General features: G+C 68.9%; 21 protein-coding genes. 15 read left to right on the forward strand and 6 right to left on the reverse strand.

Features of this window, described 5'->3' with window-relative positions:
- The 4 genes from ACTIF2_RS24975 to ACTIF2_RS24990 all read left to right on the forward strand — a co-directional run.
- The coding region (locus ACTIF2_RS24975; RefSeq protein ID WP_465248475.1) for an oxidoreductase at nt 1–339 on the forward strand (339 nt) is incomplete at its 5' end.
- A 120-nt stretch (nt 340–459) separates the two neighbouring features.
- Nucleotides 460–1,059: a hypothetical protein gene (locus tag ACTIF2_RS24980; protein ID WP_439499839.1), complete on the forward strand. Its 600-nt coding sequence runs from the start codon at nt 460–462 to the stop codon at nt 1,057–1,059.
- Nucleotides 1,059–1,622, forward strand: coding sequence for a DUF4352 domain-containing protein (locus ACTIF2_RS24985; protein ID WP_439499840.1), 564 nt, complete (start codon nt 1,059–1,061; stop codon nt 1,620–1,622). Before ACTIF2_RS24980 ends, ACTIF2_RS24985 begins: the two co-directional genes overlap by 1 nt.
- A complete protein-coding gene (locus tag ACTIF2_RS24990; protein WP_439499841.1) occupies nt 1,615–2,205 on the forward strand; it encodes a hypothetical protein in 591 nt (196 codons plus the stop codon). Before ACTIF2_RS24985 ends, ACTIF2_RS24990 begins: the two co-directional genes overlap by 8 nt.
- A gap of 6 nt (nt 2,206–2,211) precedes the next feature.
- Here the strand turns inward: ACTIF2_RS24990 and ACTIF2_RS24995 are convergent, their stop codons facing one another.
- The 4 genes from ACTIF2_RS24995 to ACTIF2_RS25010 all read right to left on the reverse strand — a co-directional run bounded on the left by ACTIF2_RS24995 (nt 2,212) and on the right by ACTIF2_RS25010 (nt 6,683).
- On the reverse strand, nt 2,212–3,495 hold the full coding sequence (locus tag ACTIF2_RS24995; RefSeq protein WP_439499842.1) for a hypothetical protein: 1,284 nt from the start codon (nt 3,493–3,495) through the stop codon (nt 2,212–2,214).
- A gap of 96 nt (nt 3,496–3,591) precedes the next feature.
- The gene (locus tag ACTIF2_RS25000; protein WP_439499843.1) at nt 3,592–4,749 is read right to left on the reverse strand and encodes a winged helix-turn-helix domain-containing protein; all 1,158 of its coding nucleotides are present in this window, start codon (nt 4,747–4,749) and stop codon (nt 3,592–3,594) included.
- 49 nt (nt 4,750–4,798) lie between these two features.
- Entirely contained in the window at nt 4,799–5,488 is a 690-nt protein-coding gene (locus tag ACTIF2_RS25005; RefSeq protein WP_439499844.1) for a spermidine synthase, read from the reverse strand.
- 226 nt (nt 5,489–5,714) lie between these two features.
- Nucleotides 5,715–6,683, reverse strand: a complete 969-nt coding sequence (locus ACTIF2_RS25010; protein ID WP_439499845.1) for a Bug family tripartite tricarboxylate transporter substrate binding protein — start codon at nt 6,681–6,683, stop codon at nt 5,715–5,717.
- Between the two features lie 164 nt (nt 6,684–6,847).
- On the opposite strand from ACTIF2_RS25010, the gene ACTIF2_RS25015 reads away from it, so the two are divergent.
- Nucleotides 6,848–7,408: a hypothetical protein gene (locus ACTIF2_RS25015; RefSeq protein ID WP_439499846.1), complete on the forward strand. Its 561-nt coding sequence runs from the start codon at nt 6,848–6,850 to the stop codon at nt 7,406–7,408.
- Between the two features lie 13 nt (nt 7,409–7,421).
- On the opposite strand, the gene ACTIF2_RS25020 is transcribed toward ACTIF2_RS25015, so the two are convergent.
- Nucleotides 7,422–8,477 carry a LacI family DNA-binding transcriptional regulator gene (locus tag ACTIF2_RS25020; RefSeq protein ID WP_439499847.1) on the reverse strand — a complete coding sequence of 352 codons (1,056 nt, stop codon included), beginning with the start codon at nt 8,475–8,477 and terminating at the stop codon, nt 7,422–7,424.
- A 279-nt stretch (nt 8,478–8,756) separates the two neighbouring features.
- Here ACTIF2_RS25020 and ACTIF2_RS25025 point away from each other — a divergent pair, with 279 nt between their 5' ends.
- The 6 genes from ACTIF2_RS25025 to ACTIF2_RS25050 all read left to right on the forward strand — a co-directional run bounded on the left by ACTIF2_RS25025 (nt 8,757) and on the right by ACTIF2_RS25050 (nt 15,992).
- Nucleotides 8,757–9,563 carry an SDR family NAD(P)-dependent oxidoreductase gene (locus ACTIF2_RS25025; RefSeq protein ID WP_439499848.1) on the forward strand — a complete coding sequence of 269 codons (807 nt, stop codon included), beginning with the start codon at nt 8,757–8,759 and terminating at the stop codon, nt 9,561–9,563.
- Between the two features lie 198 nt (nt 9,564–9,761).
- Nucleotides 9,762–10,784, forward strand: a complete 1,023-nt coding sequence (locus tag ACTIF2_RS25030; protein WP_439499849.1) for a TRAP transporter substrate-binding protein — start codon at nt 9,762–9,764, stop codon at nt 10,782–10,784.
- A 51-nt stretch (nt 10,785–10,835) separates the two neighbouring features.
- A complete protein-coding gene (locus ACTIF2_RS25035) occupies nt 10,836–12,722 on the forward strand; it encodes a TRAP transporter large permease (protein ID WP_439499850.1) in 1,887 nt (628 codons plus the stop codon).
- Between the two features lie 33 nt (nt 12,723–12,755).
- Nucleotides 12,756–13,295, forward strand: coding sequence for a VOC family protein (locus ACTIF2_RS25040; RefSeq protein WP_439499851.1), 540 nt, complete (start codon nt 12,756–12,758; stop codon nt 13,293–13,295).
- A 124-nt stretch (nt 13,296–13,419) separates the two neighbouring features.
- Nucleotides 13,420–14,694, forward strand: coding sequence for a ribulose-bisphosphate carboxylase large subunit family protein (locus ACTIF2_RS25045; protein WP_439499852.1), 1,275 nt, complete (start codon nt 13,420–13,422; stop codon nt 14,692–14,694).
- An 8-nt stretch (nt 14,695–14,702) separates the two neighbouring features.
- Nucleotides 14,703–15,992: a four-carbon acid sugar kinase family protein gene (locus tag ACTIF2_RS25050; protein WP_439499853.1), complete on the forward strand. Its 1,290-nt coding sequence runs from the start codon at nt 14,703–14,705 to the stop codon at nt 15,990–15,992.
- Nucleotides 15,993–16,114: 122 nt separating this feature from the next.
- On the opposite strand, the gene ACTIF2_RS25055 is transcribed toward ACTIF2_RS25050, so the two are convergent.
- A complete protein-coding gene (locus tag ACTIF2_RS25055; RefSeq protein ID WP_439499854.1) occupies nt 16,115–17,011 on the reverse strand; it encodes a helix-turn-helix domain-containing protein in 897 nt (298 codons plus the stop codon).
- A gap of 248 nt (nt 17,012–17,259) precedes the next feature.
- Between ACTIF2_RS25055 and ACTIF2_RS25060 the strand changes: the two genes are divergently transcribed.
- From ACTIF2_RS25060 to ACTIF2_RS25075, 4 genes are read left to right on the forward strand one after another with little or no spacing between them, the layout of a single operon-like run.
- Nucleotides 17,260–19,449 carry a TonB-dependent siderophore receptor gene (locus ACTIF2_RS25060; protein WP_439499855.1) on the forward strand — a complete coding sequence of 730 codons (2,190 nt, stop codon included), beginning with the start codon at nt 17,260–17,262 and terminating at the stop codon, nt 19,447–19,449.
- 60 nt (nt 19,450–19,509) lie between these two features.
- A complete protein-coding gene (locus tag ACTIF2_RS25065) occupies nt 19,510–20,409 on the forward strand; it encodes an ABC transporter substrate-binding protein (RefSeq protein ID WP_439499856.1) in 900 nt (299 codons plus the stop codon).
- The gene (gene fhuB / locus ACTIF2_RS25070) at nt 20,402–22,387 is read left to right on the forward strand and encodes a Fe(3+)-hydroxamate ABC transporter permease FhuB (protein ID WP_439499857.1); all 1,986 of its coding nucleotides are present in this window, start codon (nt 20,402–20,404) and stop codon (nt 22,385–22,387) included. Before ACTIF2_RS25065 ends, fhuB begins: the two co-directional genes overlap by 8 nt.
- Nucleotides 22,380–23,456, forward strand: a complete 1,077-nt coding sequence (locus ACTIF2_RS25075; RefSeq protein ID WP_439499858.1) for a siderophore-interacting protein — start codon at nt 22,380–22,382, stop codon at nt 23,454–23,456. The genes fhuB and ACTIF2_RS25075 overlap by 8 nt, the downstream gene beginning before the upstream one ends.
- Nucleotides 23,457–23,463 lie beyond the last annotated feature (7 nt).

Raw genomic sequence — 23,463 nt, forward strand, 5'->3', positions numbered from 1 at the left:
GCGAGCGAGGCGGCGGGCGCCGATTTCATCCATGTCTCGAGCGGCGGGCTCTCCGACAAGCAGGCGATTCCGCTCGGGCCGAACTACCAGGTGCCGATGGCGCGCGCCGTCAGGCAGGCGACCGGGATGCCGACCATCGCGGTCGGGCTGATCACCGAGCCGGACCAGGCCGAGGCGATCGTCGGCACGGGCGACGCCGATCTCGTCGCGCTGGCGCGCGGCATACTCTACGACCCGCGCTGGCCATGGCACGCCGCCGCCCATCTCGGCGCCAGCGTCAACGCGCCGAACCAGTATCTGCGCTCGCAGCCACGGCACTTGCGCAACCTGTTCGGCTGATGGCGCACGCCATGATTGCGCCATCTCCGGCCTCCCTTATGCGGCCGGCATGCTGACGGAATCGGTCGCGGCCTCTTCGCAGGATGCGGCCGGACGCGCTGAAGGAGCCTGAAACCCGCGATGTTTGCGGCCCTCGCCACACTCAGACGCACGCTCTTCACCCGCCTCATGGCCGGAATCGGCGGCCTGCTCGCGCTCGGCCTGACGACCATGCAGACGATCCTCGGCGCGATGCCGTCCGACTCGCTGCCGGCGATCACGCCGGGCGAGAGCGTCGATTCCGGGCGCTGGCGGGTCGCGGTGCTGGCGGCATCGGTCACCAGGGACAAGCGGCCGGACGGCTATCGCGGCCGGAGCGGCACGAAATCCCTCGTCGTCGAGCTCGACCTGCTGAACCAGACCTCCGAGACCTCGAACGTCGTCAGCCGCATCCTCGCGGTCGATCCGCCGATCGCCGGGATCGAGGCCCAGCCGACCTTCTACCTGATGCGCGACCACAGCATTCTGGGCGCGCTGCATCCGGGGTTGCCGGAGCGGGTCAAGGTTGTCTGGGCGATCCCGGAGGAGACCGTGCCGCCGACGACGCTGCGCCTCACCATCACCGGCGAGACCTTCAAGCCGCGCGACAACCTGCTCGCGGCGCCGGGCTGGTTCAATCCGAAGGTGATCGGCGCGGTCAGCCTGCCGTTGCGGGCCGAAGCGTCGGGCGACGGCGCCTGATGCGGTTTCTCCTGCAATGCGCGGCGGTCATCGCCGCGGCCGGCCTGCTGTTTTGGATGCAGCGCACGACGCCGGGCTATGCCGAGATCACCGGCCCGATCCCGCTCGCCGGCAAGCCGGGCGAGACCGTCGAAGCGCGCAGCTTCGCGGTCAAGGTCGAGAAGCTGGTGCTGGCCGAGAAGCTGCGCTACCGCGCCTATGGCCGCGACCTCGAACGCGACACCTCCGGCATCTGGGCGGTCGTCGTCGCGAGCCTCGAAGGACGGCCCGAATCGACCACGATCGGCGGCGCGATGCTGCGCAGCGCCTCGGGCCTGCGCTATGAGGCGAGCCGGCGCGTCCAGGGCGCGCCGCGCCAACTCGGCAGCGACCGGCTCGAGCCTGGCCTCGCCCGGCGCGGGATCTTCGTGTTCGAGCTGCCGCGCGACGAGGCGCAAGGCGTCACCCTGCAGCTCGCGCCGGGCCGCTGGCCGCGGCTCGATACGCTGGTCGAGATCGCGATCCCGCGCGAGGCGGCCGAGCAGGCCGAGACGCTCGACCTGAAGGCGCTGACCGATGGCTGAGGCCAAGGCAGCGGCGGACGCCCCGGTCCCGGACGCGGCAGCGCAAACCGCTGCGCGCCTGCGGCGCTGGAGCCTCTGGGCGCTGCCGCTGGTGCTGCTCGCGGCGCTTGCCCTGCATGGCCGGGAGAGCGCGCTCGCCTGGTGGCGGGCCAAGGACCTGTTCGCGCAAAGGCTGCGCCTCGACGCGGCGGCCGAACTCGGCGGGGCCGAATGGCGCGTCGCGAGCCTGCAGCGCGTCGCCGATCGGCCGGACGGCTCCTCCGTCGTGCTGCTGGAGATCGAGGCCACGGTGCGCGATCCGGCCCTGCTCGCCACATTGCCTTGCCGCATCGCGCTCGAGGACAAGCGCGGCCGGCGCTGGCTGACGACCTTCCTGCCGCCGAGCGAGGCCGGCCGCCTGCTCAGGCAGAAGGGCAGCAGCGCCAAGAGCTGCGGCCCGGCCGTGGCGAGCAAGCCCGAGCCCGGCACCGTGCTGCAGATCGCCGAAGCCTTCCTGGTACCGCGCGAGGCGTTCGGTGAGGCCGAGGTGGTGGTCAGCCCTGCGGCCGGCCGGCCGCGCTATCTGCGTTTCGTTCGGGATTGAGGCGGATCAGGCGGCGGGCGCCGGCTCGGGCTCCGCTTTCACCAGGCCCCGCGATGCGACGGCGCGCTCCATCACCGCCGCGAGCAGGCAGATCCGCAGCGTGTCGACCAGGATGCCGCCGCGAATGTCGCTCGGGCCGCCGAGCAGGAGCGCGATCGCGCTCGCCAGCATCTGCCAGGTGACGAGGTCCTGCGCGCCGATCAGCCGGCTGAGGCCGATCCAGCTCCAGGCGCCGAGCCAGCCGATGGCGCGATAGAACACGATCAGGGCGAGCAGCACCGGCAGGCTGGCGCCGAAGGCCAGCCGCACGGTGTTGACGACCGGCAAATAGCGCGAGCGGTAGCCGGCGACGAAGTGGTCGATGAAATCGCGCAGGAACTTTGGCAAGGCGCTGTAGCGCGACAAGGCCGCCGCGACTCGCCGATGCTGCGCGAGCGGCACGGTCTGCTTGACGTCATAGCCATAGATCACCGCCGTCATCAGCAGCCAGACCAGCGGCAGCAGCGCATAGAGCAGCAGGTTCTGGAGGGTGGTGGCGAGCGGCGGCGCGGCCAATTCGACCGGCTGGATCGTCGCCGCCTGCGCCCGGCCGACCAAGGCGGTCAGGGCGTCGCGCAGCCAGATCAGCCAGGGCATCGGGCCGCCGGACGCGATCCAGGCCCAGAACGCGTCCTTCCAGCGCGACAGCACGAAAAGGCCGATGAAGATCCAGTTGGTGTCGCAAAGCACGATCACGAATTGCCAGAACGGCCGCGCGCCGCGCTCCTTCATCCATTTCGCGAAGCGCCGCAGCGCCCAGAAGCCGAGAATCGCGGCGAAGAGCCAGCGCGAATCCGGAACGTCGAGGATGACCGCGCGCTCGCCGAACGGCGCCATGCTCAGCGCCAGGAGGGAATATTCGCGCACCGTGTCGCCGAGGAAGCCCCAGGCGGCGTAATAGGCGAAGAAGGGCAGGATCGCGACCGCGATCAGCCCCAAGAGCCGGCGATCGGCAGGCGAAGCCGGGGCGGCCGGATCGACCGCCGCGGCCCCGCCCGCATGCAGCGCCGTGACCGCCGGCATGTGCAGCCGCAGCGTCATGAACATCAGCACGATGACGACGAGCTTGACGAGCACGACGAGCGAGAGCACGGCGAAACCGGCAATGGCGCTGGCATAGCCGACCTTCACCGCCAGCGGTAGCAGGAGGTCGTTGGCGATGACGCCGCAGGCCGCGATCAGCAGCAGCACCGGCCAGGTGGCGCGCCAGAGCCCGACGAAAAGCCGCAAGAGATCGAGAATATCCCGCATCAACATCCCTGGATTCGGGGGCAGTCTAACCGCCATCGCGCTATCGGGGGAACCCGAGCGCCATCCCCGGCAATCGCAGGGACAGGCGAAGCGAGCTCACGCCTCGAGCTGAAACCGCTCGAAACGGTGCAGCGCCTCCTCGATCGCGGGCTTGTGGCGCGCCGCTTCGCCGGCGCCGACCCAGTTCCATTGCTGGATGCGCAGCGCCTTGCCGGCACGGTCGGTCTTGAGGTCGAGCGCAGCGACGATCTCGTCGCCGACCAGCACCGGCAGCGCGAAATAGCCGAGCACGCGCTTCTCCTTCGGGACATAGGCCTCGAAGAGATGCTCGTAGCCGAAGAACAGCTTCAGCCGCTTGCGCTGGATGATCAGCGGGTCGAAGGGCGAGAGGATGTGGACGGTGTCCGGCAAGGGCTCCGGCACATCGGCGAGCGCAGCGGGCTCGGCCCAGTGCTGCTGCTTGCCGGCGCCTTCCACAGTGACCGGCACGAGCCGGCGGCGGCGCATCCGCGCCTCGATCAGCTCGCGGATCGCGGGCTTGCGCGGCGCGTCGAGATGGCAGATCGAATCGAGGCTGACGAGGCCTTGCGAGCGCAGGGCGCGGTCGAGCAGATAGTCGAGCACCTGTTTCTCGGTCGCCGGGCGCGGCGCCTTCTCCCAGCCGAAATGGCGCTGCGGCAGCTCATAGGTCTTCAGCATGCCGACACGGTCGCTGACGGTGAGCGCGCCGGTGAAGAAGGCGAGCTGGAGCGCTCGGCGCGACGGCTTGCGGCTCGCCCAGGCATGGTCCTTCTCGACCAGCACGTCGTCCTCGATGTCGCGGATCGAGAGCGCGCCGTCGCGCCTGACCAGGCGCATCACCTTGGCGAGGTCCTTGCGCGTCACCGTGCTGAACCAGCCCGGCGGCTTCTCGCGATAGCGCTTCATCTCCGGCAGGAAGAAGCGCAGGTCCGTGCTCGGGACATAGGCGAGCGCATGCGTCCAGTATTCGAAGACGCTCTTCTCGACGCTTTGCGCCTGCCGCAGATGCTCGCGGCGATAATCCGGGATGCGCGACCACAGGATGTGGTGGTGGCAGCGCTCGATCACATTGATCGTGTCGATCTGGACATAACCGAGATGGGCGACCGCGGCCGGCGTCGCTTCCGGGCCGCCGCCGAAGGGCGCGAGCGTGTCGAGGCGCTGCGCGCGCAGCCAGAGACGGCGGGCCTCGGCCTTGGTCAGGGCGGGAATTTTTGGCGAGCGGCGCGGCATGTCGGAGCGCCCTATAGCGCCGCCGGGCGCGCGGGATTGTCAGCAGCCGTCATGGCCGCGCTGCCCTGCCGCCCGGCCGCGTCGCGAGCCAGATCGTGTGGCGCGCGCCACGGCCACGGCCGGCGCGGATGCCGACCTCCTCGACCTCGAAGCCGGCCCGGCGCAGCCTTTGGGTGAAGGCGCGATCGGGCGCGGACGACCAGACGGCGAGAACGCCGCCCGGCCGCAAAGCCGCACGCGCGGCCTGCAGGCCGGCAGCGTCATAGAGCCCGTCATTCTCCGGCCTGCTCAGCCCGTCGGGACCGTTATCGACATCGAGCAGGATCGCGTCATAGGCCGAGCTTGCGGTGGCGATCACGCGCCCGACATCCTCCTCGCGGATCGTCACGCGCGCATCGTCGAGGCAGCCGGCGAAGAGCTCGGCCATCGGCCCGCGTGCCCAGGCGACCACCGCCGGAACCAGTTCGACGACCTCGACGGCGGCATCCTTGCCGAGCAGGGCGAGCGCCGCGCGCAGGGTAAAACCCATGCCGAGCCCGCCGATCAGGATGCGTGGCGTTGGCCGCCCGTCGAGACGCTCGCAGGCGAGCCGCGCCAGCCCCTCCTCCGAACCGCTGAGGCGGCTGTTCATCAGCTCGATCGGGCCCAGCATGATCGAGAACTCGCCGCCGCGCCGCTTCAGGCGCAGCTCGCCGCCGCCCGGCACCGTCGCGATGTCGATCAGGGTCCAGGGGATCACGGGCGGCTCTCGTGCGGGCACATGCGCGTGGAGACACCATAATGGCGGCGCGGAGGCAATCCGCCGCGTGAATGATGATGTTTCGGGCAATGAGCCCGGAACCGCGAGCTCGATCCAGCCTCGTCATGCTCGCCCTTGTGGCGAGCATCCACGTCTTGAACGGTGCCGGTGAGGAGCGAAGACGTGGATGGTCGGGACAAGCCCGACCATGACGGAAGAGGCCGCCTCAGTTCTTCGCCAGGCCCAGGTCCTTCAGCACGGCGTCGCCGCGCTCGGTGAATGTCTTGACATAAGCCGCGAACTCGCCCGGCTTGTCCCAGACCGGCGTGATGCCGCGATCGGCCATGCCCTTGCGGACATCCTCGCTCTGCATCGTGCGCGCGGCGGCGTCGAACAGGATCTTCCGGCGGTCGGCGGGGACGCCCTTCGGCGCCACCAATGCGAACCAGTTCTCATAGGTCCAGTCGAGGCCGGCCTCCTTGGCGCTCGGCACATCCGGAAAGCTGGGATGGCGCTCATTGGTCATCATCAGGATGGTGCGGACCCGGCCCGCATCGAGCATCGGCTTGGCCTCGATCGGCGAGCCGGTGAAGGCGCTGATGCCGCCGGCCACGAGGTCCTGCAAAGCCGGCGCGCCGCCATTGCTCGGCACCCAGCGCACCATGTCGGGCGCGATGCCGGCCGCCTTGAGAACGCCGCCCGAGGCGATGTGCCAGGAGCCGCCGACGCCGGTGCCCGACGCCATCAGCGTGCCCTTTGGGTTGTCCTTCACCGCCTTGAGATAATCGGCGACGGTCTTGTAGGGGCTGTCGGCCTTGACCGTGATGCCGGCCGGGATCAGCGAGACCCGCGAGAACAGGTCGAAACTGTCGAGGGTGAGCTCGCCAAGGCCCAGCGTCTTGTAGAACGAGACCTCCGGGCTGGCGCCGCCGACGGTGTAGCCGTCCGGCGTCGCGTTGGCGATGAAGGTATGGCCGGTCAGCCCGCCCCCGCCGGTGCGGTTGACGATATTGACCGGCACCTTCAGCTCGGCCTCGAAGCCATTGGCGAAGATGCGCATCACCGCGTCCATGCCGCCGCCGGCGGCCCAGGGCACGATCAGCTGGACGGGACGATCGGGAAATTGCGCGAAGGACGGCGCGGCCGAGGCGATGAGCCCGACAAGGGCCAGGGCGGTTCTCGTGAAGCTCTTCATATCCCATCCTCCCAATTCGCAGGCCGCTCTCGGGCGACCTTGCATGCAGCATACAGAGTGTAGGCCGGGACGCGGGAAATGCCAGAGCGAAAATGTATGCAAGATCCGCCAAACTTGCGCTCCCGGCGCTTGCCACCGGACCTGCCGGAAGACATTCTCGGGACATGGATGCCGTCGCCTTCGTCGCCCAACTTCGTGACCACTACGTTGATCAGTTCCGCGGCTTTGCTGAACAGCAGAGAGCGAGCTGCGCCAAAGGCAGCTCTGAAGTGAAGCTGCGATTGGGCGAAGATAGCGAGTTGTTCGATCGGCTTTACTGCGCTGATTTCGTCAAGAATGACGGACAGGCCGAGATCATCGAGTTGAACCCAGATCGGGCCCTCGCCTTCTCCCCGATTTCGGGATCGTTCGGGGACGCTTCCCTGTCGATCGAACATCTGCGCTGGGACGATGTGCTGTTGCACCACGACAGCGAGACGCTGCCTCCGCAGGAACTGTCGCGCTGGTTCCAGCGATGGTTTGACCCGGAAGACGAACGGCACGAATCGTCGGCGGAGCTATCGCGCGTCATCCATTCGATGCTTGTTCGCCCCGGCGCCGTAAGCATCGACTTCGGCACGGCCGAGCCAGAGGCCTTTTGGGCCATGCTGCAACTGCTTGAAGGAGCGGGCGCCAGGAGCATCCAAGTCAGCAGTTCAAAGGCCGCGATGCCAGACGTCAACTGACGAGTTCGCGCCCCTAAGGCAAATTCTCGCGCAGGATGATCTCGCTGCGCGGCCGCTCGACGCCCTCGGCGGCCGGCCGCCCCGCCCGCAGATTGGCGAAGATCGAGACGCTGTCCATCAGGGTCGCCTGCGGGTTCTGGGTGATGACCGCGTCCATCGCGCCCTCGATCAGCAGGCCGCGCGTCTCGGCGGTGAGGCCGTGGCCGACGAAGACGACCTCGTGCTGGCGCCCGGCTTCCTTCAGCGCCCTGGCGACGCCTTCCGGGCCGCCGCCGATATTGTAGATGCCGGCGAGGTCGGGATGCTGGGCAAGCAGCATCTTGGTCTGGCGATAGTTGCGCGCCTCGTCGTCCTGCCCTTCGCGCAGGCCCACCACCTCGATCGCCGGGAACAGCTCCTGGAACAGATGGAGGAAGCCCATCTCGCGCTCTTCATGCGCGCGATAGCTCAGCGACCCGACGATCATCGCCACCTTGGCGGGCCTGTCGCCGATGAAGCGGGCGATCAGATAGCCGGCCGTGCGTCCGGCGGCGCGATTGTCGAGGCCGACATAGGCAACGCGCGCGCTGTTGGCGATGTCCGAGATCAGCGCTACCGTCGGCACGCCGCGCTCGGCCAGGAGGTCCACCGCCTCGCGCACCAGCGGGTGCTCGAGCGCCATGAAGGCGATGCCGTCGACCTCGCGCCCGATGCGCTTCAGCTCCTGCGCCAGCAGGTCGGGACGGAAGCCCTCGATATACTCGACCCGTGCCCGCATGTTGAAGCCGGCAAGCTGATCCTGCCCGCGCGCGATCAATCGGCCGAGCATGCCGAGGAAGCTGTTCTCGCCGGAGGGGAGCAGGAAGGCCAGCCGCAGGGGCTTGGCCAGCGCGGAGATGCGCTCGCCGACATCGGTGATGTAGCCAAGCTCGTTCGCGGCATTGAGGACCCGGCGGAGCGTCGCCGGCCTCACCCCGGGGCGGCCGTTGAGCGCCCGGTCGGCGGTCGCCGTCGAGACGCCGGCTCGCGCCGCAACATCGGCCAGCGTCGGCAGGCTCCGGCCTGTGGAGCGAATTGGAGCTGCTGTCATCGACATCAAATAACATCAAAAAAACGCTTTGACCATCATTGAAGCGAAACCTAGGCTCAAATCCAATCGGTGCCAAGACACCGATTCAAATGCCTGATTGGGAGGTTATCGCAGCTGAGGGGCCGGCATACGTGCCGAGCTTGAGCATATTTGAGCCGCACTGGCGGAATTTCTGAGGGCCCGCAGCCGAATGCAGGGCTTCATCATTCAAGGCCAACGGCATCATAATCCATCATAATAAGAAGACGGCTGGCGCTGGCCGGCCATAGGGAGAAGCGGGTGTCGAGTTCCCAGGACCATCGTCTGAGCGGCAAGGTCGCGATCGTTTTCGGTGCGGGTTCGATCGGCGAGGGATGGGGCAACGGCAAGGCGGCCGCGGTCGCCTATGCGAGGGCCGGGGCCCGCGTGATCGCCGTCGACCTGAACGGCGCCGCGGCGGAAGCGACGCGCGAGATCATCCTGTCGGAAGGGCGCGAGGCGATCGCAGTGGCGGCGGATACGACGCGCCTGGACGACGTGCAGCGCAGCGTCGAGGTCGCGCATGCGGCCTTCGGCCGGATCGACATCCTGCACAACAATGTCGGCATCACCTCGCAAGGCGGCCCGGTCGAGACCAGCGAGGAGACCTGGGACCGCGTGATGGCCGTCAACGTCAAGAGCATGTTCCTGACATGCAAGGCCGTGCTGCCGACGATGGAAGCGCAGCAGAGCGGCGCCATCATCAATATCGGCGCGCTCGGGGGCGTGCGCTGGACGGGCTATGCCTATTGCGCCTATGCGGCCAGCAAGGGCGCGGTCAACAGCCTCACCCAGAGCCTCGCCCTGCAATATGCCGGCAAGGGCATCAGGGCGAACTGCATCCTGCCGGGCGTGATGGATACGCCGCATATCTACAAGCAGATCTCGGGCTTCTACGAGGACAACGCGGCGATGGTGGCCGCCCGCCACAAGATGTCGCCGACCGGCCGGATGGGCGACGGCTGGGACGTCGCCCATGCCGCCGTCTTCCTGGCCAGCGAGGAGGCCAAATACATCAATGGCGTGGAGCTGTTCGTCGATGGCGGCATGCACGCGCGCTGCAACTAGACCGCCGCGCGTCCTGACGGACGCGAAGTGGCGATCTAGCCCTTTGTTCCAGCATCGGATTTCTCCGAAAAGTGGATGCCACTTTTCGGTCCGATGCTCCAGCCAAACGGGCCTGCGGGCTCGCTTCCAACGGCACCGGACGATCGGTGCACTTCAATGGCTGCCCAAAAGGGTGGCGCGAAACCAGGGGAAACGACCATGACGCATTCCACTCGCCGCAGCTTCCTGCAAGGCCTGACGCTGGCGCCGGCCGCGGCGGGGCTCGTCATCGGCATGCCCAGGCCGGCACGCGCGGCGGAGATTTCGCTGAAGTTCGGCAACAATCTGCCGCTCAGCCATCCCTTGAACATCCGCGCCGCAGAAGCGGCCGAGCGGATCGCGCGCGACAGCAACGGGCGCGTCGAGGTCAAGATTTTCCCGAACAACCAGCTCGGCGGCGACACCGACATGCTGTCCCAGGTGCGCAGCGGCGGCATCGACATCTTCAACGCCGGCACATTGGTGATCGCGACGCTCGCGCCCGTCAGCGCCATCACCGGGGTCGGCTTCGCCTTCAACGACTACGACCAGGTCTGGAAGGCCGTCGACGGGCAACTCGGCAACCTGATCCGCGCCGCCTTCGCGAAGGTCGGTCTGCACACCTTCGAAAAGATGTGGGATAACGGCTTCCGGCAGATCACGACGAGCACGCGCCCCATCGCCTCCGCCGCCGATCTCGCCGGGCTCAAGATCCGCGTGCCGGTCAGCCCGATGGGCATCGCGCTGTTCAAGTCGCTGGGCGCCACGCCCACGAGCTTGCAGTTCAGCGAAGTCTATTCGGCGCTGCAGACCAAGGTGGTCGATGCGCAGGAGAACCCGCTCGCCATCGTGCAGACCGCCAAGCTGTATGAAGTGCAGAAATTCTGCTCCAGCACCAATCATAGCTGGGACGGGTATCACTTCGTCTTCAATGGCCGCTCCTGGCGCAATCTCCCCGACGATGTGAAGGCGATCGTGTCGCGCGCCTTCAACGAGGCCGGCCTGCAGCAGCGCGAGGATGTGCGCAAGCTGAACGAGAATCTCCAGGAAGAACTCACATCGAAGGGGCTCGCCTTCAACGCTGCCAAATCCGACAGCTTCCAGGCCAAGCTGCGCGAGGCCGGCTTCTACAAGGAGTGGCAGGAGCGCTTCGGAACCGAGGCCTGGGGGCTGCTCGAAGGCGCCGTCGGCAAGCTCGCCTGAACCGACGCGCGGGCCTAGAACGCCCGAAAGCAACGACAGGGACGAATCGCCATGGACTCCCAGGCTGCAACGCTGCACGCGCCTGCAAGCATTCCCGCCACCGGCCTCGGCCGGGTGGCGGACCGGCTCGACCGCGCCGTCGGCGGCGTGGTCGAGATCGTGGCGGCGCTGCTCGTCCTGATCGAGATCGTCATCCTGGGCGCGGGCGTCACCGCCCGCTACGTCTTCCATGCCCCGCTGGTCTGGTCGGACGAGCTCGCCTCGATCCTGTTCCTCTGGCTCTCGATGCTCGGCGCCGTCGTCGCGCTCCGGCGCGGCGAGCATATGCGCATGACCGGGCTGGTCAGCCGTGTCGGGCCCCAGGCGCGCGCCATCCTCGAGGCGCTGGCGATCACCTCGGCCATCGCCTTCCTGCTGATGATCCTGCCGCATGCGCTGGAATATGCCGAGGAAGAGGTCTTCATCGTCACGCCGGCGCTGGAGATCACCAATGCCTGGCGCGCCGCCGCGATTCCCGTCGGCATGGGGCTGATGCTGTTCGCCGCGGCCTGCCGGCTCATGCGCCTGCCCTCGCTCAGGCCGGCCCTGATCGCGCTTGGCGTGACCGTCGCGCTCGTCCTACTGTTCTGGCTGCTGGGCCCGGCGCTGAAGCCGCTCGGCAAGCTCAATCTCGTGATCTTCTTCGTCGGCGTCGTCGCGCTCAACGTCTTCTCCGGGGTGCCGATCGCCTTCTCCTTCGCGCTCGCCACCTTCGGCTACCTGGCGCTGACGACCTCGACGCCGCTGATCGTCATGGTCGGCCGGCTCGACGAGGGCATGAGCCATCTGATGCTGCTGGCCGTGCCGCTCTTCATCTTCCTCGGCGCGCTGATCGAGATGACCGGCATGGCACGCGCCATGATCCAGTTCCTGGCGAGCCTGCTCGGCCATGTCCGCGGCGGCCTCTCCTATGTGCTGGTCGGGGCGATGTACCTGGTCTCGGGCATCTCCGGCTCGAAGATCGCCGACATGGCGGCGATCGCGCCGGTGCTGTTCCCCGAGATGAAGAAGCGCGGCGCCAAGCCAGGCGATCTCGTCGCCCTGCTTTCGGCGACAGGCGCGCAGACCGAGACGATCCCGCCCTCGATCGTGCTGATCACCATCGGCTCGGTCACCGGCGTCTCGATCGCGGCCTTGTTCACCGGCGGCATGCTGCCGGCGGTGGTGCTCGGCATCGCGCTCTGCTTCGTCGTCTGGTGGCGCTATCGGGGCGAGGACCTGAGCCATGTCGCGCGCCAGTCGAAGCGCGAGATCGGCAAGCTCTGCCTGATCGCGCTGCCAGCGATCGCGCTGCCCTTCGTCATCCGCGCCGCGGTGGTCGAGGGCGTCGCCACCGCGACCGAAGTCTCGACCATCGGCATCGCCTATTCGGTGCTGGCCGGGCTCCTGCTCTATCGCCAGTTCGACTGGCGCCGGCTGCCGCGCATGCTGGTCGACACCGCCTCGCTGACCGGCGCGATCATCTTCATCGTCGGCTGCGCCACCGCCATGGCCTGGGGCCTGACCCAGTCGGGCTTCTCGCACGACCTGGCGCAGATCATGGCCGCCGTGCCGGGCGGGACCTGGGGCTTCCTCGCCATCTCGATCGTCGCCTTCATCATCCTCGGCAGCGTGCTCGAGGGCATCCCGGCGATCGTGCTGTTCGGCCCCCTGCTCTTCCCGATCGCCAAGCAGGTCGGCGTGCACGAGGTGCATTACGCCATGGTGGTGATCTTCGCGATGGGCATCGGCCTGTTCGCGCCGCCCTTTGGCGTCGGCTATTACGGCGCCTGCGCGATCAGCAAGGTCAATCCGGACGAAGGCCTGAAATACATCTGGGGCTACATGCTCGCCCTGCTGATCGGCCTCGTCGTGGTCGCCGCCGTGCCCTGGTTCTCCACCGGCTTCCTGAAATTCTGACCCCTACCGACCGCACACGAGAAGGCATCCGTCATGAGCCGCTTCTTCGGCCAGATCCGTCAGGCTGGCTATGTCGTCCCCGATATCGAGGCGGCGATGGACTATTGGAGCCGCGTGCTCGGCGTCGGGCCGTTCTTCTACAACCCCAAGGTCCCGATCAAAAACTATCGCTACAAGGGGCAGGCCTACGAGCCGCACAACTCGGTCGCGCTCGCCAATTCCGGCCCGCTCCAGGTCGAGCTGATCCAGTGCCGCAACGGCGTGCCCTCGATGTACAAGGACTTCACCGATGCCGGCCATAGCGGCCTGCAGCATGTCGCCTACTGGACGTCTGACTACGACGCCGATCTCGAACGCCTGACGGCGCAGGGCTTCAAGGCGGTGATGAGCGGCGAGGTCGGCGAGCGCGGCCGCTTCGTCTATTTCGACACGCATTACCATCCCGGCACGGTGATCGAGCTCTCCGAGGTCGCCGGCCCCAAGGGCGAGATGTTCCGGCTGATCCGCGAGGCGGCCGAGACCTGGGACGGCAAGGACCCGGTGCGGCCCTTCCCGGATCTGAGCAAGCTCTGAGCGATGCCTCCCCGTCATTGCGAGCGTAAGCGAAGCAATCCAGGAGCCTCACGCACTCCCCCTGGATTGCTTCGTCGGCTGCGCCTCCTCGCAATGACGACAACCCGAATCCGAGACGCTTGACATGACCGACGACCGCTTCGAAGCCTCCTACCTGATCGAGACGCCGCTCGATCCGGCCAGGGTCGCGGAGGTGATGGCCGGCGAGCAGTCGAGCGGCACCTTCACCCGCGTCGCCGGCGAGACGGACGAGCTGCGCAACCGCACGCGGGCCGCGGTGACGGCGGTCGAGGAACTCGCACCTGCCGAGGCCCCGAGCCTGCCCAATGCCTGGCTGGCGCGAAAGGACGTCGGTGGACCATGGCGCCGGGCGCGGGTGAGGATCGCCTTCCCGGTCGACAATGTCGGCACCAATCTCGCGACGCTTGCCGCGATCGTCGCCGGCAATCTCTACGATCTCGGCGAGGTGACGGGCTTGAGGCTCGATACGATCACCCTGCCCTGGTCGTTCAGAAAGCGATTCACCCTGCCGCGCCAAGGCATTGCCGGGACACGCAAACTGACCGGCGTCGCCAGGGGCGCACTGGTCGGCTCGATCATCAAGCCGAATGTCGGCCTGAGCCCGGACGAGACGGCGGCGCTGGTCGCGAAGCTCTGCGAAGCCGGGCTCGACTTCATCAAGGATGACGAGATCTCGGCCGACCCCGTCCACGCCCCGCTCGCCGCCCGCGTGCCGGCGGTGATGGCGGCGGTGCGCCGGCACCAGGACCAGACCGGGAAAGCGGTGATGGTCGCCTTCAACATCACCGACGAGACCGACGCGATGCGCCGCCATGCCGATCTCGTCGCGCGCGAGGGTGGGAGCTGCGTGATGGCGAGCCTGAACTGGTGCGGCTTTTCCGCCATCGAGACCCTGCGCCGCTCGACCGATCTCGCCTTGCACGGCCACCGCAACGGCTATGGCGCGCTCTCGCGCCATCCCATGCTCGGCATCTCCTTCCAGGCCTATCAGGTGCTGTGGCGGCTCGCCGGCGTCGATCACATGCATGTCCATGGGCTGCAGGGGAAATTCGCGCAGGAGGACGAGGAGGTCGTGTCCTCGGCCAAGGACTGCGTCACGCCGCTCACCGACGGCGCCGACGACCGCGTCATGCCCGCCTTCTCCTCGGGGCAATGGGCCGGCACCGCGCAGCCGACCTTCGACGCCATTGGCCATGACGACCTGCTCTTCATGGCGGGCGGCGGCATTTTGGCCCATCCCGGCGGTCCGGCCGCCGGCGTCGCCAGCATCCGCCAGGCCTGGGACGCGGTCGCGGCCGGCGTAACGCTCGACATTGCGTCCCGCTCCCATCGCGAATTGCGCGAGGCGCTCGACTTCTTCGGCAAGGCCGCAGGCTGAGCCCGGCCATGGCGCGCACGGCCCCCCGCCTCGGCTGGTATGGCGACGATTTCACCGGCGCGACCGATACGCTGGCGAGCCTGGCGGAACTCGGCTTCCGCACGCTGCTCTTCCTGCGTATCCCGAACGAGGCGCAGCTCGCGGCCGCCGGGCCGCTCGACGCGCTCGGCATCGCCGGCGCGACGCGGGCGATGCCCCCCGATGCTATGGCGCGCGAGCTCGATCCGGCTGGCCGGTTCTTCGCCGGGCTCGGCATCGATATCCTGCACTACAAATGCTGCTCGACCTTCGACAGCGCCCCGCATGTCGGCAGCATCGGCGCGGCCGTCGCGACGCTGCGGCCGCATTTTCGCAATCCCTTCCTGCCGATCGTCGGCGGCCAGCCCAATCTCGGCCGCTACTGCCTGTTCGGCACGCTCTTCGCCAGCGCCGGCAGCGGCGGCGCGATCCACCGCATCGACCGTCACCCGACGATGAGCGCGCATCCGGTGACGCCGATGGGCGAGGCCGACCTGCGGCTGCACCTGGCGGCGCAGGGCCTGCCTTCGATCGCGTCGCTCGACTATCGCGCCTATGCCGAAGCGGACGCCGACGCCGCGCTGGAGGCAAGGCTCGTGGCCCGCCCCGACGCCGTGCTGCTGGACGTGTCCCGGACCGAGGACCTCCCGGCAATCGGCCGGCTGATCTGGCGGCATGCCTCGGCCGGCCCCCTGCTCATGGTCGGCCCGAGCGGGGCGGCGCAGGCGCTTGCCGCCGCCTGGCCGGGCGAGGTCGCGGCAGGGAGCGCTACGAGCGCCGGGGCCGCACGCCGCAGCGGCCCGCTGCTGGCGCTGGTCGGCAGCCTGTCGCCGGTGACCCGGGCGCAGGTCGAGGCGTCGCCGCTGCCGCGCATCGACATCGATCCGCACAGGCTGCTCGCCGAGCCCGGCCATGCCGAGGCGCTGGCGCGCGAGGCGATCGCGAGCCTGGCGGGCGGCAAGGACGTGATGCTGGTCACCGCGCAGCCCTCGGGTCCGCCGGTCGCGGCCGAGCGCATCGCGGCGGCGACCGCGGCGCTGGCGCGCGCCATCCTCGCCGGGGCGCAGGTCGGCCGGCTCGTCGTCGCCGGCGGTGACACCTCGAGCCTGGCGGTGAAGGCGCTCGACCTCTGGGGCCTGTCCTATCGCGCGGCGCTGGTGCCGGGCGCACCGCTCTGCCGGGGCCATAGCGACGATCCGCGTCTCGACGGCATCGAGATCGTGCTGAAGGGCGGGCAAATGGGCCCACCGGACTTCTTCGAGATGGTCCGCCGGGCTTGACCTTTGGGCGTCATTCCGGGGCGCTGAGCGTCATTGCGAGCGCAGCGAAGCAATCCAGGAGGATTGCGCGAGACCTCCTGGATTGCTTCGTCGGCTGCGCCTCCTCGCAATGACGGCCGGCGTCACCCGGAGACGTCCCCCGCCCGCCTGCCGCGCCGCCAGGCTGCCGGTGTCTCGCCGACGAGGCGGCGGAAGACGCGGGTGAAATGCGCCTGGTCGGAGAAGCCGGCCTCGGCTGCGATCTCGGTCAGGCTGCGCCCGCCGGCGATCAGCATCTCCTGGCCCTTGCGGACGCGCGCCTGCATCTGCCAGCGATGCGGCGGCAGGCCGGTCGAGGCCTTGAAGGCGTGGCTGAAATGCGATTGCGACAGCTCGACCAGCGCGGCAAGATCCTGAAGGCGGATATTCTCGCTGCAATTCGCCGCCATGTAATCGGTGACCCGGCGCAGCTGCCAGGCGCTCAGCGGCGTGCGCCGCGGCGCCGGCTCGCGCCCAGGCTGAAACAGGTCGATCAGCAAAGCCAGCGTCAGGCTGTCGCCATAGAGATCGTGCCGCCGCTCCGGCTCGGCGCATTCCTGCGCGATCAGCCGGGCGAGCGCGAAGATGCGCTCGTCGCTGAACATCAGGTTGGGCTGGGCGAGCCGCTCGGGCGGAAGCTGCTCCGACAGGCGCTCGCCGACTTCGGCGGGGTCGAAATGGATGTCGAGATGGCGGATGCGCATGCCGGTCTCGGCACGCCCCCAGACCGGCATATGCGCCGGGATATAGCTCAGCGAGCCGGCGCTGCCGCCCGGCGAGAGCTTGGGCCCGTTCGGCTGCAGCCTCGTCTCGAACTCGCCACCGAGCTTGTCGAGCACGATGAAGACGCGGGGGTGGCGCGAGACATATTCGCCGCGCGCTCCCGGCCCGCATTCGGCATGCCAGAGATCGGCGACGACGCCGTTCCAGGAGCGCCATTTCAGGTCGTCGAGGACGGTCACGCCTTCGCGGATCGACGTCATGCGCGGCTGAAAGGTCATGGCCGAAGCATCCTCGCGATGACGCGGCATCGCGCCGGCTCATCACAGAGAGGGTCTGGTGCCGGGCTCGCTTGCGCGCCGGCGCCAAGAACATACAACCGGCGACAGGAACGATCAATCCCGCCAAACAAAGAACTGTTATGTGACGTCAGGCAAAGCATGCCGATATTGAGCAGTTCTAGATTTGAATAATTCTCAACAATCGGCCAACATACAGATTGAACGCGAAGATGTGCTATCGTGAAACGATGAACACAAGATTTATTCTTATCTCAACCGTTTCCTTTGCGGCCCTGCTTTACGCAAGCACATCCTCCGCCCAGCAATCGCCTGCCCCTGTGCAGCTCGATGCGATCGTCGTCGAAGGTGAATCCACCACCGGCCCGGTCAACGGCTATGTCGCGCAACGCTCGGCAACGGGCTCGAAATCCAGCACGCCGATCACCGCCATCCCGCAATCGGTCTCGGTCATCGGCCGCGAGGAGATCGACGACCGCAAGGCGCTGAAGGTCGACGAGGCGCTGCGCTACACCTCGGGCATCGCCGCGCAGACCTTCGGGCCCGATCCGGACACCGACTGGTATTTCATCCGTGGCTTCCAGGCGACGCAGTCGGGCGTCTTCCTCGACGGGCTGCAGCTCTACGGCTTCGGCTTCGGCGGCTTCCAGATCGACCCGTTCACGCTCGAGCGCATCGAGGTGCTGAAGGGCCCGGCCTCGGTGCTCTATGGCGGCGCCAATCCCGGTGGCATCGTCAGCCTGGTCAGCAAGCGGCCGAACGGCAAGAATTTCGGCCATGTCGAGGCCGGCATCAACAATTTCGGCAATGCCTATTTCGGGCTCGACATCGGCACCGCCGACAAGCAGGGCGTCTGGAGCACGCGGCTGACCGGGCGCATCGCCGGCGGCGACCAATATACCGACATCTCCAAGGATTTCCGCGGCACGCTGCTGCCGCAAATCACCTATCAGCCGACCGGCGCCACCAAGTTCACGCTCTACGGGCATTATTCCGCGCTCGACCAGATCCATGCCGGCGGCGGCTTCCTGCCCTATGTCGGCACCGTGGTGAACGCGCCCTTCGGCAAGATCCGGCGCAAGGCCTTCCTGGGCGAGCCGGCGATCGACGACCAGGAGCGGACGCAGACCATGCTGGGCTATGAGTTCCAGCATTCCTTCGACGCCTGGACCTTCTCGCAGAACCTGCGCTGGGGCCGGATGACGGGCTCGCAGCTCGGCCCCTACGGTTTCGGCTATGCCGGGCCGGACGCGCCCTTCGGCGACCGCCTCCAGCCGCTCGGGCCGGACTACCAGCTCTACCGGATCGGCTTCCAGGAACGCACGGCGGTCAACACGCTGACCATCGACAACCGGCTGGAGCGCAGCGTCCAGACCGGGCCGCTCAGCCATTCGCTGCTGGTCGGGCTCGACTACAAGTATTTCAACATCGACCACACCCAGGCCTCGGGCGGCGCGACCACGATCAGCGTCACCAACCCGGTCTATGGCGCGCCGCAGGGGCCGGCCTCGGTCTATCTCAACCAGAACCTCAAGCACCACCAGCTCGGAATCTATGCGCAGGACCAGATCCGCTTCGGCGATGGCTGGCTGGTGACGCTGAACGGCCGCTACGACTATGTCACCAAGACGTCCGTGAGCCCGGCCGGGCTGACCTTCTCGCCCAGCTATGACGACAAGGAGGCCAGGTTCAGCGGCCGCGCCGGCCTCGCCTATGAGTTCGCCAACGGGCTGACGCCCTATGTCAGCGCCGCGACCTTCTTCAACCCGGTCTTCGACGCCAACCCCAACCTCACCGGCGGCCCCTCGACGCCGTTCCGGCCGGAGACCGGCCACCAGATCGAGGCCGGCCTGAAATACAAGCCGGCCTTCATGGATGCGCTGATCACCGCCTCGGTCTTCCAGATCGTCAAGGAGAACGTGCTCAATCCGGCGCCGACGGCGCTCAACCCCTTCGCGCAGCAGCAGCTCGGCGAGGTCACCTCGCGCGGCTTCGAGTTCGAGGCCAAGGCCAACATCACGCCGGACTTCAAGGTCCTCGCCGCCTTCACCGCGCTCGACCTCGAGACGACCAAGGACACGCGCCCGACCTATGTCGGCAAGACGCCGATGATCGTGCCCGAGATCACCGGCTCGCTCTGGGCCGACTACACGATCCCGGAGGGAATGTTCAAAGGCGTCAGCATCGGCGGCGGCCTGCGCTATGTCGGCCGCTCCTGGATCGACAACGAGAACACGCTGAAGGTCCCGTCGGCAACGCTGGTCGATGCGGCGATCCGCTACCAGCGCGACAATTGGGGGGTGGCGCTCAACGTCACCAACCTGTTCGACAAGGACTATGTGAAGAGCTGCCAGGGCATTTCCGGCTGCGGCTATGGCGACGCCCGCACGGTGACGGTCTCGGCGAATTACAAGTGGTAGTGCCGGGCCGTCAGCCGCTATGACCTGACGGGCCGTTCGCTGCGGCCTGTCGGATCTTCGATGAGAACCTTGACCGCGATCCCCCATCCCACGCGCCGCCAGGCGCTGATCGTCGCCGCAGCCGCGCTGGCCCTGCCGCGGCCGGCGCGCGCCGCCGGCTTGCGCGTCGCGACCGTCGACTGGGCCGTGCTCGAGACGCTGCTGGCGCTCGGCGTCGTGCCCGTCGCGGCGACCGAGCTCAGGCAGTTCCGCGAGGTCGCCGTCGAGCCGCCGGTGCCGACAACGGTCGCCGATCTCGGGCTGCGCGGCACGGTGAATCTCGAGATGCTGCTCCTGGCCCGGCCGGAGCTGATCTTCTCGTCGAGCTTCTATGTCTCCACCGAGCCGCGCCTGCGGCTGATCGCGCCGGTCGAGAGCTTTTCGATCTATGGGCGCGGACAGGAGCCTTTCGCCGCCTCGGTCGCGATGACGCGGGCGATCGGCGTCCGGCTCGGCATCACGGAGCGCGCTGAAGCCTATCTCGCCGAGACCGAAGCCGAATTCGCGGCGCTGCGCCAGCGGCTCGAGGGTGGCCCCAGTCGGCCGGTGATCCCGATCAATCTCGGCGACGCCCGGCATTTTCGCGTCTTCGGCGCCGACAGCATGTTCGGCGAAGTGCTGAAGCGGCTCGGTCTCGCCAATGCCTGGACCGAGCCGACGAGCTATTCAGCTATGGCGCCGGTCGGGCTGGAAGCGCTGGCGCGCGTGCCGGAGGCCTGGATCGCCATGATCCCGCCTGCCCCGCCCGACGCCGAGCGCATCCTGGCGGCGAGCGCCTTCTGGAAGGCGCTGCCGAATGTGCGCGAGGGCCGCGTCCTCGCGCTCGACCCGATCAATCCCTATGGCGCCCTGCCGGCGGCGCGGCGCTTCGCGCGGCTCCTGGTCGAAGCCCTTGCTGCAAGGCGAGCCGGTCATGGCTGACGCGCCAGCGATGCCACGCGTCCTGGCAGCCTGGGCGGGGCTGGCGCTCGCCGCCGCGGCACTGTTCGCAGCCGTCCTGGCGACGCGCCCGCCGCTGCCCGGCGACCCGGCGCTGACGCAGGCGCTGGAGCGCATCCTGCTCTGGCAGAGCCTCGTCCCGCGCGCCGTCACCGCACTGATCTGCGGCGCGGCGCTCGGCCTCTCCGGCGCCCTGCTGCAGCGGGTGCTGCGCAACCCGATCGCCGATCCCTCGACGCTGGGCATCGCGTCAGGCGCGCAGCTCGCGCTCACCGTCGCGATCGCCTTCGCGCCGGCGCTGATCGCTTTCTCCCGCGAGGCGGTGGCGCTTGCCGGCGGAGCGGCGGCCGTCGCGATCGTGCTGGCGCTGAGCGCGCGGCGCGGGCTCGACCCGGTCACCGTCGTGCTCTGCGGCATGGTGGTCTCGCTGGTCGCGGCGGCGCTCAGCGCGACCGTGATCCTGGCCAAGGGCGAGTACGTGCTCTCGCTCTTCATCTGGGGCGCCGGCTCGCTCAACCAGCAGAGCTGGGATGCCGCGCTGGGGCTGGCGCCACGGCTTGCGCTCGGCGCGGTCGCGGCTGCGCTGCTGCTGCGGCCGCTCGCCGTGCTCGGGCTCGACGAGAGCAGCGCGCGCAGCCTCGGCCTCGCGCTCGCCACCACGCGCTTCCTCGTGCTCGGCATCGCGGTCTGGCTCGCCGCCACGGTGACGGCCGAGGTCGGCGTGATCGGCTTCGTCGGGCTCGCCGCGCCGGCGCTGGCGCGGATCGCCGGCGCGCGCACGCCGCGCCAGATGCTGCTCGCCGCGCCCGCGCTCGGCGCCCTGCTGCTCTCCGTGACCGACAGCGCCGTGCAGCTGCTCGGCTCGGGCGTGGCCGATCTCGCGCCGACAGGTGCGGCGACGGCGCTGCTCGGCGGTCCGCTCCTGCTCTGGCTGCTGCCGCGCGTCCGGGTCGCGGCCCCGGCGCAGGCGAGCCCGCTCACGGGGCCGCGCCGCCGCAGCCGGCATATCGGCGCCCTGTCGCTGCTGTTCGCCATCGGAGCGCTGCTGCTCGTCGCCGCCACGCTGGCGCTCGGGCGCGGCCCGGACGGCTGGAGCCTCGCCACCGGCGCTCTGTTCGCCGAGCTCCTGCCCTTCCGCGGCCCACGCATCGTCGCGGCCGGCGCGGCCGGAGCGATGCTGGGCGCGGCCGGCACGCTGATGCAAAGGCTGACCGGCAATCCGCTGGCCGGGCCGGAGGTGCTCGGCGTCAGCGCCGGCGGCGGGGTCGGGCTCGCGGTCGCGCTCTTCCTCGCCTCGGCCCCGCATCCGCTCGCGATGATCGTGGGCATCGCGAGCGGCTCGCTCACCGTGCTGCTGGTCATGCTGGCTCTGTCGGCGCGCTCGGGCTTCGGCCCGGAGCGGCTGCTGCTCGCCGGCATCGCCATGGGCGCGCTGTGCATGGCGCTGATCTCGACGGTGCTCGCCCAGGGCGACATGCGCGCCTACATGCTGCTGGTCTGGCTGTCGGGCTCGACCAACCGGATCGGCGCGACCGAAACCATGGTCGGCGCTGTTGCCGCCGCGGTGCTGATCGCGCCGGCCTTCCTGTCCTGGCGCTGGCTCGACATCCTGCCGCTCGGCTCGGGCACGAGCCGCAGCCTCGGCCTGCCGCTGACCGGCAGCCGGCTCGCCCTGGCGGCGCTCGCGGCGCTGCTCACCGGCTTCGCCTCCTTCCTGATCGGACCCTTGAGCCTGATCGGGCTGATCGCGCCGCATCTGGCGCGGCTCGCCGGCTTCGCGCGCGGCCGCCAGCAGCTCGCGGCCTCGGTCGCGATCGGCTGCGGTGTGATGATCCTGGCCGATTGGCTGGCGCGGATCGTCGCCTTTCCCTATCAGGTGCCGGTCGGGCTGTTCGCCGCGCTGATCGGCGGGCCCTATCTCGTCTGGCTGCTCGGCCGCGGAGACACACGACATGGCTGACCCCCTGATCGCCACCGCGCGCATCCCGCTCGCCGACCCGGCCGGCGTGCTGCGGGAGCTCTGCGAGCATTTCGTCGAGCACGGCACGGTGACGCTGACGGAAGGCGGCGGACGCCTGGAAAGCCCCTTCGGCGTCGTTACGCTGGAGGCCGGCCCCGCCGTGCTGACGGTGCGTGCCGAATGCCCGAATGACGGGCATCTCTTCATCGTCAAATCCTCGGTCGCCGAACATGTCGTGATGTTCGCGGGCGACCAGCCGGTGACGATCGCCTGGAGCGGCGATGGCGCGGCCACGACCGAGATCCCGTATTTCCGCGAGATGACGGTCCGCCGCGCCCGCGACATCACGCCGACCATGCGCCGCGTGACCCTCGCCGGGGCCGATGTCGGGCATTTCGAGACGGGCGGGCTGCATGTGCGCGTGCTGATCCCGCCGGCGGGGCGCAAGCCGCGCTGGCCGGTCGCTGGCAGCGACGGCCGCGTGGTCTGGCCGCAGGGCGAGGACGAGCTGACGCGGCGCGTCTACACGGTGCGCAGTATCGACCGCGCCCGCGGCGAGATCGATATCGACGTCGTGCTGCATGGCGATTCGCCCGGCTCGGTCTGGGCGAGGACGGTGCAGGCGGGCGATCCGGTCGGGCTGCTCGGCCCGGGCGGCGGCGATATCGTGCCGGCCGACTGGTACCTGCTCTGCGGCGACGAGACGGCGCTGCCGGTGATCGCCCGGATCGCCGAGGCGCTGCCGCCGGAGGCGCGCGCGACGATCCTGCTGGAGGTCGCCGACGCGTCCGAACGGCAGCCGATCGCCTCGGCGGCGCAGATCGAGCTCAGCTGGCTGCACCGCGACGGCGCCGAGGCCGGCACGACCGATCTCCTGGAGACGGCGATCAAGGCCGCCGCATGGCCGGCATCCGGGACGCCCTATGCGCTGGCCGGCTGCGAGCACGGCCAGGCCCGCGCGATCCGCTCCTATCTGCGCAAGGAGCGAGGCCTTTCCAGGGACCGGCATCTGGTCGCGGCCTATTGGCGGCGGGGGCATGGCGGCGATGCCGTGGCCGACCCCGAATAAGCCGGGA

Origin of the sequence: Allobosea sp. (assembly GCF_051860145.1) — a bacterium.
Classification (GTDB): domain Bacteria; phylum Pseudomonadota; class Alphaproteobacteria; order Rhizobiales; family Beijerinckiaceae; genus Allobosea.

Coding starts and splice junctions, on each gene's coding strand:
- ACTIF2_RS24985 (WP_439499840.1), top strand. CDS start 1,059: ATGCGGTTTCTCCTGCAATGCGCGGCGGTCATCGCCGCGGCCGGCCTG.
- ACTIF2_RS25030 (WP_439499849.1), top strand. CDS start 9,762: ATGACGCATTCCACTCGCCGCAGCTTCCTGCAAGGCCTGACGCTGGCG.
- ACTIF2_RS25015 (WP_439499846.1), top strand. CDS start 6,848: ATGGATGCCGTCGCCTTCGTCGCCCAACTTCGTGACCACTACGTTGAT.
- ACTIF2_RS25050 (WP_439499853.1), top strand. CDS start 14,703: ATGGCGCGCACGGCCCCCCGCCTCGGCTGGTATGGCGACGATTTCACC.
- ACTIF2_RS24995 (WP_439499842.1), bottom strand. CDS start 3,495: ATGCGGGATATTCTCGATCTCTTGCGGCTTTTCGTCGGGCTCTGGCGC.
- ACTIF2_RS25065 (WP_439499856.1), top strand. CDS start 19,510: ATGAGAACCTTGACCGCGATCCCCCATCCCACGCGCCGCCAGGCGCTG.
- ACTIF2_RS25020 (WP_439499847.1), bottom strand. CDS start 8,477: ATGACAGCAGCTCCAATTCGCTCCACAGGCCGGAGCCTGCCGACGCTG.
- ACTIF2_RS25000 (WP_439499843.1), bottom strand. CDS start 4,749: ATGCCGCGCCGCTCGCCAAAAATTCCCGCCCTGACCAAGGCCGAGGCC.
- ACTIF2_RS25055 (WP_439499854.1), bottom strand. CDS start 17,011: ATGACCTTTCAGCCGCGCATGACGTCGATCCGCGAAGGCGTGACCGTC.
- fhuB (WP_439499857.1), top strand. CDS start 20,402: ATGGCTGACGCGCCAGCGATGCCACGCGTCCTGGCAGCCTGGGCGGGG.
- ACTIF2_RS24980 (WP_439499839.1), top strand. CDS start 460: ATGTTTGCGGCCCTCGCCACACTCAGACGCACGCTCTTCACCCGCCTC.
- ACTIF2_RS24990 (WP_439499841.1), top strand. CDS start 1,615: ATGGCTGAGGCCAAGGCAGCGGCGGACGCCCCGGTCCCGGACGCGGCA.
- ACTIF2_RS25075 (WP_439499858.1), top strand. CDS start 22,380: ATGGCTGACCCCCTGATCGCCACCGCGCGCATCCCGCTCGCCGACCCG.
- ACTIF2_RS25040 (WP_439499851.1), top strand. CDS start 12,756: ATGAGCCGCTTCTTCGGCCAGATCCGTCAGGCTGGCTATGTCGTCCCC.
- ACTIF2_RS25060 (WP_439499855.1), top strand. CDS start 17,260: ATGAACACAAGATTTATTCTTATCTCAACCGTTTCCTTTGCGGCCCTG.
- ACTIF2_RS25010 (WP_439499845.1), bottom strand. CDS start 6,683: ATGAAGAGCTTCACGAGAACCGCCCTGGCCCTTGTCGGGCTCATCGCC.
- ACTIF2_RS25045 (WP_439499852.1), top strand. CDS start 13,420: ATGACCGACGACCGCTTCGAAGCCTCCTACCTGATCGAGACGCCGCTC.
- ACTIF2_RS25035 (WP_439499850.1), top strand. CDS start 10,836: ATGGACTCCCAGGCTGCAACGCTGCACGCGCCTGCAAGCATTCCCGCC.